The organism is Agrococcus sp. TF02-05 (assembly GCF_017565345.1).
GTDB classification, from domain to species: domain Bacteria; phylum Actinomycetota; class Actinomycetes; order Actinomycetales; family Microbacteriaceae; genus Agrococcus; species Agrococcus pavilionensis.
The window spans coordinates 371,643-383,740 of sequence record NZ_JAGEKO010000001.1 but is presented as its reverse complement, the minus strand read 5'-3'; the positions used below and the strand labels follow the sequence as shown (position 1 = coordinate 383,740).

Sequence of the window (12,098 nt, the reverse complement as noted above, 5' to 3'; positions counted from 1 at the left end):
CGGGGCGGTAGCTCAGCTGGTCAGAGCAGGGGACTCATAATCCCTCGGTCACGGGTTCAAGTCCCGTCCGCCCTACGAGAGGCGTTCGGGCAGAGTCCGCGATGGGCGGCTCCTCGTGCAACACTCTCCTCGGAGCGACGAGCACCCCAGCGCGGCCGCCCGATCGTCCCTCTCGAGAGGCTCGTCTATGCGACGCACGCTCGCCGCGCTCACCATCAGCGCCGCCGCAGCGGTCGGACTCACCGGCTGCGTCATCATCCCGCCGTTCGCCGACCCGTTCAGCTACGGCTTCGTCGGCGGTTACGGCCCCTACGACCCGTCGAGCGACGACGGGTTCGACCCGGCCGAGGAGGAGATGTACCAGGAGGAGCACCGCACGTGGGAGCGGGACTTCGCCGCCTCCGTCGCCGAAGAGCTCCGCCTGATCGGCTCGGAGCTGCCGCCCGCCGAGGGCGAGCCGATCGAAGCGTTCCGGCACGTCGTCATCGGCGCCGGCTACCAGTGGTGCGACCGCCTCTACATCGACGAGGAGCGAAGGGGCGACGCCGACGAGCACGCCGAGCAGGCTGAGCTCTACGGCTGGACCGCGGACGAGTATCGCGTCATCGCCGAGGCCGCGGAGACCGAGCTGTGCGGCATGTGATTCTGAGTCGGCACTGCGATCGCTGTCGCCGCGCCTCATTCGCGCACCTCTGCCCGAAGCACGGGCGCTGAGCGGCGGACCTCTCCCACGGCGACCTGGCACTGGCCAGGGGAATGCTCGCGGCCGCTCGCACCTTGCACCCCTCATGCGAGCCATCGTCTACTCCCAGCACGGATCCTCGTCCGTCCTCGGGCTCACCGACCGCGAGCCCGGGGTGCCGGGTCCGGACGAGGTGCGAGTCCGTGTCGCCGTGTCGGGCGTCAATCCGACCGACTGGAAGGCGCGCGCGGGCAGCAGGCCGCTCGAGTTCGCCGAGGTCGTCCCGAACCAGGACGGCGCCGGCGTCGTCGATGCCGTCGGTTCGGACGTCGAGGATCTGCAGGTCGGCGATCGCGTCTGGATCCACCTCGCCGCCCATCAGCGACCGACGGGGACCGCGCAGGAGCTCACGGTCGTGCCTGCAGACCGCGTCGTCCGCCTGCCCGACGGCATCGGGTTCGACGTCGCGGCGAGCCTCGGCGTGCCCGCGATGACCGCCCACCGCGCGCTCACCGTGCACGAGCTCGGGCCGGCGCGGCTCGCGCCCGGGGCGCTCGACGGGCGCGTCGTGCTCGTGCAGGGTGGCGCAGGCGCGGTGGGCCACGCGGCGATCCAGCTGGCAGCCTGGGCGGGCGCGACCGTGATCGCGACGGTCAGCAGCGACGAGAAGGCCGCGCTCGCGCGCGCGGCGGGGGCGCTCCTCGTGCTGCAGTACCCGGATGACGAGCTCGCGGCAAAGGTGCGCGCTGTCGCTCCGGACGGCGTCGACCACGTCGTCGAGGTCGCACCGGCGCAGAACGCCGCGCTCGACGTCGAGGTGCTCGCCAACCACGGCAGCATCGCGTACTACGCGAACAACAACGGCGACGAGTTCACTGCCCCGATCGCGGCGAGCTTCGCGAAGAACGCGCGCTGGCAGGGACTGCTGCTCTACACCGTCGGTCGGGAGGCGCTCGCGGCCGCCGCGGAGGACGTCACGGCCGCGCTCGAAGCCGGCGCCCTTCCGGTGGGGGAGGCCGCTGGCCTGCCTCTGACCTGGTTCCGGCTCGAGCAGACGGCAGCTGCCCACGACGCGGTCGAGGGCGGCGTCACCGGGAAGGTGCTCATCTCGGTGGACGACGACCTCCGCTGAGCGAGCCGTCGCGGGTCCGGCCGCGCCGTGCGCGTCGGCGGCTCAGCGCGATCGGGACCTCGAGGGCGACGAGCGCTCGGGCGCCGGCGAGGCCCCACGGGGCACGGGCGGCGCTGCTGGTGGGCTGACTGGTGCAAGCGGTGCAGCAGCTCGTCGAGCTTGACGTGGTCGCTCTTCGGGCGCGTCACTCATCCTCGCTATCCCTGCTTGACGGCTGAGGGGTCGACGCAGACGACGCCCCGGTTGCCCTCTCGGTCGGCGATCACGGTGAGCCACGGAGCCTTGCTGTCGTCGACGACCGTCCCGCCGGCGGCGAGCGCGGCCGCGATCCGCTGCGGGCCGACCTCCGGGGGCACGTAGACCTCGATGTGGAAGCGCTCCTGGTTCCGCTCCGCAGCGTCCCCGAACCACAGGTTCGGCACCCGTCCCGTGGGGTCGCGGATCTCGTCGCTCGGAGAGCCGAGGCCCTGCGCCGCCGGGTCGCCCGTCAGGAGCGCCGCCCACACCGGTGCGATCGCGGCGGAGTCTGCCGCGTCGAGTCCGAGCTCGATAGCCGTGACCGCAGCCGGGTCGGCCGTGAGTCCCTGCTCGGCCGCGATCTCGGAGATGCGCCGGGCGAGGTCGAGATCCTTCTGGGTCACCCACTGCACGACGTGCTCGCTGCCGGCGTCGTCGCGGTAGATCGCGTCGTCGCTGAGGAGCTTGAGGTCGACGTGCCCGTCGCCGAGGGCGACGCTCGGATGGTGACCGAGCGCATCCCCCGCGTCTCCCACCGCGACGAGGAAGCGCGCCCCGGCACCGAAGCCGTCGATGCGGTAGCGAGCGTGCAGCCCTTGCGCGAGCTTGCGCCAGTCGGCCAGGTCAGCGGCGGCGATCTCCTCGCCAGACAGCATGTCCATGCGACCTCCCTCGGTCAGCCGCAACGCTTGCAGAGCATGGCGGTCGGCGCAATCGCCTCTCGTGCACAGCGGCCCGGGAGGACCCGCGCGCTAGCGTCGGCGCACACGAGCGGGCGACGGCGAGGAGACGACGATGCGAGCGCAGGGCACGCCGGACGAGCACGGCACCACGGGAGAGCGGGTCCACGACGCCGGCCAGCCGGAGGTCGCGGTCGCGCGCTCGAGCTCGCCGATCGCGCGCGGGATCTCGGGCCTCGCCGCGAGGCTCGGCGAGCTCGTCGGCCCCTACGGCACGCTCATCCTCACGCTCGCGATCGGCGCGGTCATCGCGTTCGCGCTCGCCCTCGGCGCGGTCGGCGTCTATGACGCGGTCACCGACGAGGACGGCGTCGCGGGCATCGACCGCCCGCTGCTCGACGCGATCCTCACCATCCGGGATCCACAGGCGGATGCGCTCATCACCGGGTTCACGGACCTCGCGGGCACGATCGGCATGCCGCTCATCGCGATCGTGTCGCTCGTGACCCTGAGCCTCCGCCGCCGCTCGTGGACGCCGCTCGTGCTCGTCGTCGCCGCGGGTGCGGGCTCGCTGCTCATGACGGTCGCGGGCAAGGTGCTCATCGGCCGCGACCGCCCGCCGCTCACCGACGCCGTGCCGCCCTACGAGGTCTCCGCCTCGTTCCCGAGCGGGCACACGCTCAACGCGGTCGCGATCCTCGGCATCATCGCCTACCTGCTCGTGCTCCGACGCCGCTCGGTGTGGGCCCGGGCGGGGATCATCGCCATCGCGGTGGTCGCCTCACTGCTCGTCGCGGCGAGCCGGGTCTACCTCGGGCACCACTGGGTGACCGACGTCGTCGCAGGCTGGCTGCTCGGCGCGGCATGGCTCGCGATCGTCATCACCGCCCACCGGCTCTACCTGCTCACTCGTCTCCGGCACGATCGGCAGCGGGAGCCGGCGCCGGCTTCGTGATCCCGAACCGCGTCGCCGCGTAGGCGACGAGGCCGACCGCGATCGCGATCGCACCGAGGAGCCACACGTGCGGGTCCTGCTGCGTGAGCAGCAGCACGCACGAGGCGATCCCGAGCACGGGCACGAAGGTCCACACGCGGAAGTGCTCGCGCTCGACCTGCTCGCGGCGCAGCACGAGCACCGCGACGTTCGTGCTGAGGAAGACGAACAGCAGCAGCAGCACGACGGTCTCGGCGAGCGTGCCGAGGTCGCCGATGAAGGTGAGGCCGATCGCGATCGCGGTCGTCACGAGGATCGCGACCCACGGCGTGCGGCGCTTCGGCAGCACGCGGCCGAGCACGGAGGGCAGCAGGCCCTGCTCTGCCATGCCGTACGCGAGCCGGCTCGCCATGATCATCGTCAGCAGCGCGCCGTTCGCGACGGCGATGAGCGCGATCGCGCTGAAGAGCCAGCCCGGCACAGCGAGCCCGGTCGCCTCGAAGACCTCGAGCAGCGGCGCGCTCGAGTCGGCGAGCTCGTCGGCCGGCAGCGCGATCGAGCTCGCGAGCCCCACGAGCACGTAGACGACGCCCGCGACGATGAGCGAGCCGAAGAGGGCGCGCGGGTAGACGCGGCGGGGGTTCCGCACCTCCTCGATGACGTTCGCGGAGGTCTCGAAGCCGACGAAGGAGTAGTAGGCGATGATCGCCGCCGACAGGGTCGCGAGCGCCGGGTTGACGCCATCGGGGAACTCGCCGACGCGCGAGACGTCGCCGCCCCCGCCGCCCATCATGAGCCCGACGGCGATGATGATGATGAGGAGGCCGGAGAGCTCGATGACCGTCATGACGACGTTGCCCGCCATCGACTCCCGGATGCCGCGCGCGTTGAGCGCCGCGACGAGCAGCAGGAAGATCGGCGCGGCGACCACCGCGGGCACCGGCACGAACTCGGCGAGGTAGTCGCCCGCGAACGCGAGCGCGAGCCCCGCGGCGCTCACGACGCCCGCGGCCATCATGCTGAAGCCGACGAGGAACGACACGATGGGGCTCTTGAAGGCGCGCTGCGCGAAGACCGCCGCGCCGCCCGCCTGCGGGTACTTCGTCACGAGCTCGGCGTAGGAGCCGGCCGTCAGCAGCGCGAGGAAGAGCGCCACGATGAGCGGCACCCAGAGCGCCCCGCCGACCTCGGCGGCCATCGTGCCCGTGAGGGCGTAGACGCCGGCGCCCAGCACGTCGCCGAGGATGAACAGGAACAGCAGCGGCCCCGTGATGCCTCGCTTCAGCTTCGTGCTGATCTCGCCGTTCCTCGCCGCTGTCTGCTCGTCCACGCTCATAGGAAGAGGCTAGGTCGGAGCCCCTGCGGGAACGCCGGGAGCGGCGGCCGATACGCTCCGAGGCATGGCACCCTCGACGCCCTACCTCGCGGTCGACCTCGAGCGGATGCAGGCGAACATCGCGCGCGCGGCCGAGGCCGCGACCGCGCGCGGCATCGCCCTCCGGCCGCACGCGAAGACCCACAAGACGATCGAGATCGGGCGGATGCAGGTCGCGGCGGGGGCGCACGGGCTCACGGTCGCGACGATCGGCGAAGCCGAGGCGTTCGCCGCCGCCGGGCTCGACGACCTCTTCATCGCGTTCCCGCTGTGGATCGACGGCGAGCGCGCCGCTCGCTTGAGCCATCTCGTCGCCGCCGGCGCCGCGATCTCGATCGGCGTCGACTCGGTCGAGGGCGCCGAGCGGATGGCGCGCGCCGGGCTCGCGGGTCGGGTCGCGGCCCGGGTCGAGGTCGACGTGGGCCATCACCGATCCGGATGCGCGCCCGAGCGCGCGGGGGACGTCGCGGTCGCCGCCGCGCGGGCGGGCATCGACGTCGAGGGCGTCTTCGCCTTCCCGGGGCACGCGTACGCGCCCGATGCGCGCGCGGAGGCGGCGCGGCAGGAGGCGGCGGGGCTCCGCATCGCCGCGGACGCGATGCGCGCGGAAGGCGTCGAGCCGATGATCGTCTCGGGCGGCTCGACGCCGAGCTTCGCGGCGTCGCTCGAGCTCGGCTCGCCGATCACCGAGCTCCGGCCCGGCGTCAGCGTCTTCGGCGACGCGCAGCAGTGGGAGCTCGGCGCGACCCCTCCGGCCGCGATCGCGCTCACCGCGCACGCGACGGTTGTCTCGCACGCGGGAGGCCGGCTCGTGCTCGATGCCGGCTCGAAGGTGCTGGGCCCCGATCGGGCCGCGTGGGCGAGCGGTCACGGTCGCTTGCTCGACGATCCCGAGGCACGCATCGTGCAGCTGAGCGAGCACCACGCCGTCGTCGAGCTGCCGGGCGAGCTCCCGCCCCTCGGCTCACGCGTGCGCGTCGTGCCGAACCACGTGTGCATGGCGGTCAACCTCGTCGATGAGCTGCACGTGTTCGACCGCGGCGACGACGAGCTGCCATCGACGCGCTGGCGCGTCGCGGCTCGCGGCCGCAACGACTGACGGCTCGGGTCAGGCCTTCACGCGCCGAGCGAGCCGATCGTCTCGGCGAGCCGGAGGATGCCGTCGCCGGCGTCGATGCGGCCGCCGCGATCGAGCGCGAAGATCGGCACGCTCGTCGCGCCCGCGTCGGCGAGCGCGGCCGCGAGGTCCGTCGCCTCGGCCGCCGACGCATCCGCCCGCACGCCTCGGAACTGGACGACCTCGAACGGCGCGTCGAGCCCCCGCTCGGCGCGCACCGACCGGATCGCGTCGACCGCGGCACGGGTCGACTCCGGCGTCGCATCGCCCGCGAGGATGACGCCGTCGGCGAGCTCGGCGGCGAGCGCGAGCGTCTTGGGCCGCTGCGCACCGAGGTAGAGGAGCGGGCGATCCGCGGGCGGCCAGCGCAGCTGCACGCGGTCGAGCTGCACGTAGCGGCCCTCGACGCTCACCGCCTCGCCCGCGAGCAGCCGCCGGAGGGCCTCCGCGTGCTCGCGCAGCAGCGTGAGCGGCGACTGGGCTCGCACGCCTGCCTGGCCCATCCACTCGAGCACGCCGTGGCCGACGCCCGGCAGCACGCGACCGGGCGCGATGCGCTCGAGCGTCGCGATCTCCATCGCCGTGAGCGCGACCGCGCGGAGCGGCACGGGCATGAGCCCGATGCCGACGCGCACGCGCTCGGTCGCGGCGAGCAGCGCCGCAGCGGTCGCGGAGCCCGATTCGGCGAAGCAGTCCTCCCACACCCACAGCTCGTCGACGCCGACCGACTCCGCGGCGCGGCCGATCGGGACGAAGCGCTCGGGCGCCACGTCGGGAGGGATGATGAGGCTCAGCTGCGGCATCGCGTCCATGGCCCCACGGTAGGCGGTCGCGCATCCTCGATCGATAGGCTGGAGCCATGACCGACGCCGCCGTCACGAGCCCCGACGCCACCGTGCCCGAGTCGCACCTCGCCTTCCGCCGCAAGCGCGACGCGAGCGTGCGCGGCCCGCAGGGCGCGGTCGCGCTCGTCACGACCGCGTGGGTCTCCGAGCCGACGGAGATCGAGGGCGTGCCCGGCACGTGGGCGCCCTCGCCCGCCGGTGACGGGCTGCAAGTGACGGCGGATGCGTCGGCCGAGATCGTCGTCGACGGCCAGACGGTCGACGGCGCCGCGATCGTCTACAGCCACGACTCGATGACGCCGAGCTCGGTGCGCTTCGACGACCGCCGGACCGCGTTCGTGATCGGGCCGGACTTCCACGGCCGCTTCGCGCTCCGCGTGTGGGATGCGGAGGCCGGCGACGAGCGCGGCTTCGATGGCATCTCGACCTACGACTACGACCCCGCGTGGGTGAAGCGGGGCACGTTCGAGCCCGTCGAGGGCGGCGTCGCCTTCGAGTACGGCAAGTCGCAGGGCGGCTCGATGCGGCAGGGCGTCTCGCCCGGCACGATCCGCTTCGAGCACGAGGGCGCCCAGGTCGAGCTCGTCGCGCTCCCGGACGGCGACAGCCTGCAGATCGTCTTCGCCGACGCGACGACGGGGGAGGCGACCTACGACGTCGGCCGCTTCCTGTTCGTCAAGCCGCGGCACGACGGCACGGTCGAGCTCGACTTCAACCGCGCGATCGTGCCGCCGTGCGCGATGAGCGACCAGTTCAACTGCCCGCTGCCGCCCGCGGGCAACCGCCTCGCCTTCCCGATCGAGGCGGGGGAGCAGCGGCCGATCTTCGCGGACTCCGCGCCGGCCGAGTAGCGGCCGCGCGCTCCGCCGGCTGAGTAGGCGGCGGAATCACACGCTTGGAGTTCGCGAGCGGCGTGTGCCACACTCGAGGCATCGACTCGGGCTCGTTCGACCGATGGGGAAGTCGCATCGAACGAGGGAGAGACGATGACTGCTGCGAACATGCTCAGGCGACGTCCCGCGACCACCGCGGGGGTCGTCTGGATCCACGCGTCCCAGCGCGCCATGCGCACCCACCTCGAGTGGGCGATCGGCCAGGCCGTCGGCGACGCGCTGCGCTTCGTCTGGCAGCCCCAGCCCGCCGAGCCCGGTGCCGAGCGCACCGAGGTGCACTGGACCGGCCCCGCGGGCACGGGCGCCGCGATCGCGAGCGCGCTCGCAGGGTGGCGCGACGTGCGCTTCGAGGTGACCGAGGACCCGACGCCCGGCAGCGACGGCATGCGCTGGATGCACTCGCCGCAGCTCGGCATCGCGGCGCGCCGCATCGACGCCGCAGGCTCCCTGCTCGTGCCGGAGGACCGCATCCGCAGCGCGATCGAGGCCGCCGGGCCCGACTCGCGCGCCCTGCTCGCCGAGCTCGACGAGGCGATGGCCGGCCCGTGGGACCGCGACCTCGAGGGCTACCGGCACGCCTCCGATGCATCGCCCGTCGCGTGGCTGCACCGCGTCGGCTGACGCACCCGAGTACCACCGAGGCCCCCGCTGCGGACAGCGGGGGCCTCGGTGCTTCGCGGCTCAGACCGAGCGGATCGCGATGACGGCGTTGTGGCCGCCGAAGCCGAACGAGTTCGACACCGCGAGCTGCGGCTCGTCGCCGAGCGGCATCGGGGCGTTCGAGATGCGCAGCGGCGCGTCCGGGTCCTGCTCCGTGACGTTGATCGTCGGCGGTGCCTGGCGCTCCTGCACCGCGAGGGCGGTGAAGATCGCCTCGAGCGCGCCCGTGCCGCCGAGCAGGTGGCCGTGGGCCGCCTTCGTCGCCGAGACCGGGATCTCGCGCACGCGCTCGCCGAACACGCGCTCGAGCGCGCGCACCTCGGCGACGTCGCCGACGGGCGTCGACGTCGCGTGGGCGTTGATGTGGGTGACCTCGTCGGGCGTCGCCCCGGCGGCCTCGAGCGCCATGTGCACGGCCCGGCTCGCGCCGAGGCCCTCGGGCTCGGGCGCGGTGATGTGGTACGAGTCGGCCGTGACGCCGCCGCCCGCGAGCTCCGCGTAGATCTTCGCGCCGCGCGCGAGCGCGTGCTCCTCGGTCTCGACGACGAGCACCGCGGCGCCCTCGCCCATGACGAACCCGTCGCGCGAGACGTCGTAGGGGCGGGATGCGGTGGCCGGGTCGTCGTTGCGGCGCGAGAGCGCCTGCATGGAGGAGAAGGCGGCGAGCGTGAGCGGGTGGATGGCCGACTCGCTGCCGCCGGCGAGCACGACGTCGGCGAGGCCCGCCTGCAGGTGTTCGTAGGCGTTCACGAGCGCCTCGGTGCTCGAGGCGCACGCGGCGGCGACGGTGCGGGCGTAGGCGCGCGCCTCGAAGTGCATCGAGATCGCCGCCGAAGGCGCGTTCGGCATGAGCATCGGCACCGTCATGGGCAGCACGCGCCGGGGGCCGCGCTCGCGCAGCGTGTCCCATGCGTCGAGCAGCGTCCACAGGCCGCCGATGCCGGTCGAGAAGTCGACGCCGAGGCGCTCGGGGTCGACCTCGGGGGAGCCCGCGTCGGCGAACGCCTCCTTCGCGGCCACGAGCGCGAGCTGGCTCGAGGGGTCGAGGCGCTTCGCGACCGGGCGCTCGAGCACCGTGTCGGGGCGCACCTTCGCCTCGGCGGCGAACGTGACGGGGAGCTGCAGCTCCTGCACCCACTCGTGCTCGAGCGAGCGCGCGCCGGGCTCGCCGGCGAGCAGCGCCTCCCAGCTCTCGCGAGCGGTGCCGCCGATGGGCGACGTGGCGCCGATGCCGGTGATGACGATCTTCTTCGTCATGGCTCTCCTCACAGATCGCGCGTGCGGCCGGTCCACCCGGCCGCACGCGCAGTCGTCACAGGCCTCAGGCGGCCTGGGCGTTCGTGATGTAGTCGACCGCGTCCTGGACGGTCTTGAGGTTCTTGACCTCGTCGTCCGGGATCTTGACGTCGAACTTCTCCTCGGCGTTCACGACGATGGTCATCATCGAGATCGAGTCGATGTCGAGGTCGTCGGTGAACGACTTCTCGAGCTGGACGTTCTCGGTAGCGATGCCGGTCTCGTCGTTCACGAGGTCGGCGAGCCCTGCGAGGACCTCGTCCTTGGTGTAGGCCACGGGATGTCTCCTTCTGTCGGTCGGACGGGTTGAAGTCTAGGGGAGGACCACGACCTGGGCGCCGTACACGAGACCGGCGCCGAAGCCGATCTGCAGCGCCAGGCCGCCCGAGAGCTCGGGGTTCTCCTCGAGGATGCGGTGCATCGCGAGCGGGATCGACGCGGCAGAGGTGTTGCCGGTCGTCGCGATGTCGCGGGCGATCACGACCGAGTCGGGCAGCTTCAGCTGCTTCGCGAACTCGTCGATGATGCGCATGTTCGCCTGATGGGGGATGAACGCGGCGAGGTCGCCGGGCTCGATGCCGGCGGCGTGGAGCGCTTCGCGCGCCTTCTTCGCCATCTCCCACACGGCCCAGCGGAAGACCTTCTGGCCGTCCTGGCGCAGGGTCGGCCACGCGGCGCCCTCGCGCATCGAGCCGAGCGTGTTCGTCATGCGGATGGTGTCCCACTGGCCGCCGTCGGAGCCCCACACCGAGGGGCTGATGCCGGGCTCGTCGGAGGGGCCGATGACGACGGCGCCCGCGCCGTCGCCGAGCAGGAAGCTGATCGAGCGGTCGGTCGGGTCGACGATCTCGGAGAGCTTCTCGACGCCGACGACGAGCACGTGCTCCGCCATGCCGCTGCGCACGAGCGCGTCGGCCTGGGCGACGCCGTAGGCGTAGCCGGCGCACGCGGCCGAGATGTCGAACGCGGGCGCGGGGGTCGCGCCGATGCGCTCGGTGAGCAGCGCCGCCATCGAGGGCGTCTGCACGGTGTTGCTGATGGTCGAGACGATGACCGCGTCGATCGTCTCGCCGTCGATGCCGGCGCGCTCGAGGGCCTCCTTCGCCGCCGCCTCGGCGAGGTCGACGGCCTCGACGCCCTCGGACGCGCGCACGCGGCTGATGATGCCGGTGCGCTGCCGGATCCACTCGTCGGAGGAGTCGATCGGGCCCACGAGGTCGTCGTTCGGCACCTCGAGGTCGCCGCGCGCGGCGCCGACCGAGAGGATGCGCGCGCCCGCGCGGGTGGGGAGGCTCGCCAGGTTGGGCTTGCCCGTGGTGCTCGTCATGCTGCGGCTCCGCTCTCCAGCAGCCGGACGGCTGCCTCCAGGTCGTCGGGGGAGCTCACGCCCACGGCCGGCACGCCGCGCAGACCGCGCTTCGCGAGCCCGACGAGCGCTCCCGCGGGGGCGAGCTCGATGATGCCGGTCACGCCCGCCTCCTGGAAGGCGGCCATGCACAGGTCCCAGCGCACGGGGCTCGAGAGCTGCCCGACGATGAGCTCGAGGAACTCCGCGCCGCTCGTGACGGCGCTGCCGTCGCGGTTCGTCCACAGCGTCGTGGTCGGGTCGGCGGTGGGGGTGGATGCGGCCTTCGCGCGGAAGCGCTCGACGGCGGGTTCCATGTAGCTCGTGTGGAAGGCGCCGGCAGTCTGGAGCGGGATGACGCGCGCGCGGGCGGGCGGCGCCTCGCCGAGCGCAGCGAGCGCGTCGAGCGGGCCGGCGACGACGACCTGGCCGCCGCCGTTGTAGTTCGCCGGCTGGAGGCCGAGCTCCGCGAGCCGCGTCTCGAGCTCCGTCTCGTCGGCGCCGATCACGGCGGCCATGCCGGTCGGCGTCTGCGCGGCCGCATCCGCCATCGCGCGCGAGCGCTCGCCGACGAGCGCCATCGCGTCCTCCGCGTCGAGGACGCCCGCGGCGACGGCAGCCGTGATCTCGCCCACCGAGTGGCCCGCGACGCCGCTCGCGAGGCTCGCGCGCTCGCCGAGGGCGTCGAGCGCGAGGATGCCCGCCGCGACGATGAGCGGCTGGGCGACGCGCGTGTCGCGGATGGTGTCGGCGTCGCTCACGGTGCCGTGCTCGACGAGGTCGATGCTCGCGGCCTCGCCGAGCGCGGCGAGCCGCGCCCTGGCGCCCGGCTGCTCGAGCCAGGGGGAGAGGAAGCCGGGCTTCTGCGAGCCCTGCCCGGGAGCGACGATGACGATCACGTC

At 73.2% G+C, this 12,098-nt stretch carries 13 protein-coding genes and 1 tRNA gene; 7 read left to right on the top strand and 7 right to left on the bottom strand.

From position 1 onward, the window contains the following. Window position 1 precedes the first annotated feature (1 nt). From JQT67_RS01925 to JQT67_RS01915, 3 genes are all read left to right on the top strand, one after another. Window positions 2-75, top strand: a tRNA-Ile gene (locus tag JQT67_RS01925). 112 nt (window positions 76-187) lie between these two features. Further along, window positions 188-643: a hypothetical protein gene (locus JQT67_RS01920; RefSeq protein ID WP_208063239.1), complete on the top strand. Its 456-nt coding sequence runs from the start codon at window positions 188-190 to the stop codon at window positions 641-643. 145 nt (window positions 644-788) lie between these two features. Further along, window positions 789-1,814, top strand: a complete 1,026-nt coding sequence (locus tag JQT67_RS01915) for an NADPH:quinone reductase (RefSeq protein ID WP_208063238.1) — start codon at window positions 789-791, stop codon at window positions 1,812-1,814. A gap of 197 nt (window positions 1,815-2,011) precedes the next feature. Here JQT67_RS01915 and JQT67_RS01910 read toward each other — a convergent pair whose 3' ends face one another. Beyond that, window positions 2,012-2,713, bottom strand: coding sequence for a VOC family protein (locus JQT67_RS01910; RefSeq protein WP_208063237.1), 702 nt, complete (start codon window positions 2,711-2,713; stop codon window positions 2,012-2,014). Between the two features lie 133 nt (window positions 2,714-2,846). On the opposite strand from JQT67_RS01910, the gene JQT67_RS01905 reads away from it, so the two are divergent. Next, on the top strand, window positions 2,847-3,686 hold the full coding sequence (locus JQT67_RS01905; RefSeq protein ID WP_208063236.1) for a phosphatase PAP2 family protein: 840 nt from the start codon (window positions 2,847-2,849) through the stop codon (window positions 3,684-3,686). On the opposite strand, the gene JQT67_RS01900 is transcribed toward JQT67_RS01905, so the two are convergent. Next, window positions 3,637-5,001, bottom strand: coding sequence for an APC family permease (locus JQT67_RS01900; RefSeq protein WP_208063235.1), 1,365 nt, complete (start codon window positions 4,999-5,001; stop codon window positions 3,637-3,639). The genes JQT67_RS01905 and JQT67_RS01900 overlap by 50 nt on opposite strands. Window positions 5,002-5,065: 64 nt before the next feature. On the opposite strand from JQT67_RS01900, the gene JQT67_RS01895 reads away from it, so the two are divergent. Beyond that, window positions 5,066-6,139 (top strand): alanine racemase, encoded by a 1,074-nt coding sequence (locus JQT67_RS01895; protein WP_208063234.1) that lies wholly within the window; start codon window positions 5,066-5,068, stop codon window positions 6,137-6,139. Between the two features lie 17 nt (window positions 6,140-6,156). Here JQT67_RS01895 and JQT67_RS01890 read toward each other — a convergent pair whose 3' ends face one another. Then, window positions 6,157-6,969, bottom strand: a complete 813-nt coding sequence (locus JQT67_RS01890; RefSeq protein ID WP_243755500.1) for an LLM class flavin-dependent oxidoreductase — start codon at window positions 6,967-6,969, stop codon at window positions 6,157-6,159. Between the two features lie 47 nt (window positions 6,970-7,016). Here JQT67_RS01890 and JQT67_RS01885 point away from each other — a divergent pair, with 47 nt between their 5' ends. Both JQT67_RS01885 and JQT67_RS01880 read left to right on the top strand, forming a co-directional pair. Then, on the top strand, window positions 7,017-7,853 hold the full coding sequence (locus JQT67_RS01885; RefSeq protein WP_208063233.1) for a DUF1684 domain-containing protein: 837 nt from the start codon (window positions 7,017-7,019) through the stop codon (window positions 7,851-7,853). 135 nt (window positions 7,854-7,988) lie between these two features. Beyond that, window positions 7,989-8,516: a DUF3145 family protein gene (locus JQT67_RS01880; RefSeq protein ID WP_021011714.1), complete on the top strand. Its 528-nt coding sequence runs from the start codon at window positions 7,989-7,991 to the stop codon at window positions 8,514-8,516. 60 nt (window positions 8,517-8,576) lie between these two features. Here JQT67_RS01880 and JQT67_RS01875 read toward each other — a convergent pair whose 3' ends face one another. The 4 genes from JQT67_RS01875 to JQT67_RS01860 all read right to left on the bottom strand — a co-directional run bounded on the left by JQT67_RS01875 (window position 8,577) and on the right by JQT67_RS01860 (window position 12,095). Then, the gene (locus tag JQT67_RS01875; RefSeq protein ID WP_208063232.1) at window positions 8,577-9,812 is read right to left on the bottom strand and encodes a beta-ketoacyl synthase; all 1,236 of its coding nucleotides are present in this window, start codon (window positions 9,810-9,812) and stop codon (window positions 8,577-8,579) included. A 64-nt stretch (window positions 9,813-9,876) separates the two neighbouring features. Then, entirely contained in the window at window positions 9,877-10,128 is a 252-nt protein-coding gene (locus JQT67_RS01870; RefSeq protein WP_021011716.1) for an acyl carrier protein, read from the bottom strand. Window positions 10,129-10,164: 36 nt separating this feature from the next. Further along, window positions 10,165-11,178, bottom strand: coding sequence for a beta-ketoacyl-ACP synthase III (locus JQT67_RS01865; RefSeq protein ID WP_208063231.1), 1,014 nt, complete (start codon window positions 11,176-11,178; stop codon window positions 10,165-10,167). Next, window positions 11,175-12,095 carry an ACP S-malonyltransferase gene (locus JQT67_RS01860; protein WP_208063411.1) on the bottom strand — a complete coding sequence of 307 codons (921 nt, stop codon included), beginning with the start codon at window positions 12,093-12,095 and terminating at the stop codon, window positions 11,175-11,177. Before JQT67_RS01860 ends, JQT67_RS01865 begins: the two co-directional genes overlap by 4 nt. Window positions 12,096-12,098: the final 3 nt, after the last annotated feature.

Excerpts from the sequence above, each read along its gene's own strand:
- JQT67_RS01885 (WP_208063233.1), top strand. The coding sequence starts at position 7,017 with ATGACCGACGCCGCCGTCACGAGCCCCGACGCCACCGTGCCCGAGTCG.
- JQT67_RS01865 (WP_208063231.1), bottom strand. The coding sequence starts at position 11,178 with ATGACGAGCACCACGGGCAAGCCCAACCTGGCGAGCCTCCCCACCCGC.
- JQT67_RS01900 (WP_208063235.1), bottom strand. The coding sequence starts at position 5,001 with ATGAGCGTGGACGAGCAGACAGCGGCGAGGAACGGCGAGATCAGCACG.
- JQT67_RS01910 (WP_208063237.1), bottom strand. The coding sequence starts at position 2,713 with ATGGACATGCTGTCTGGCGAGGAGATCGCCGCCGCTGACCTGGCCGAC.
- JQT67_RS01920 (WP_208063239.1), top strand. The coding sequence starts at position 188 with ATGCGACGCACGCTCGCCGCGCTCACCATCAGCGCCGCCGCAGCGGTC.
- JQT67_RS01905 (WP_208063236.1), top strand. The coding sequence starts at position 2,847 with ATGCGAGCGCAGGGCACGCCGGACGAGCACGGCACCACGGGAGAGCGG.
- JQT67_RS01880 (WP_021011714.1), top strand. The coding sequence starts at position 7,989 with ATGACTGCTGCGAACATGCTCAGGCGACGTCCCGCGACCACCGCGGGG.
- JQT67_RS01895 (WP_208063234.1), top strand. The coding sequence starts at position 5,066 with ATGGCACCCTCGACGCCCTACCTCGCGGTCGACCTCGAGCGGATGCAG.
- JQT67_RS01915 (WP_208063238.1), top strand. The coding sequence starts at position 789 with ATGCGAGCCATCGTCTACTCCCAGCACGGATCCTCGTCCGTCCTCGGG.
- JQT67_RS01875 (WP_208063232.1), bottom strand. The coding sequence starts at position 9,812 with ATGACGAAGAAGATCGTCATCACCGGCATCGGCGCCACGTCGCCCATC.
- JQT67_RS01890 (WP_243755500.1), bottom strand. The coding sequence starts at position 6,969 with ATGGACGCGATGCCGCAGCTGAGCCTCATCATCCCTCCCGACGTGGCG.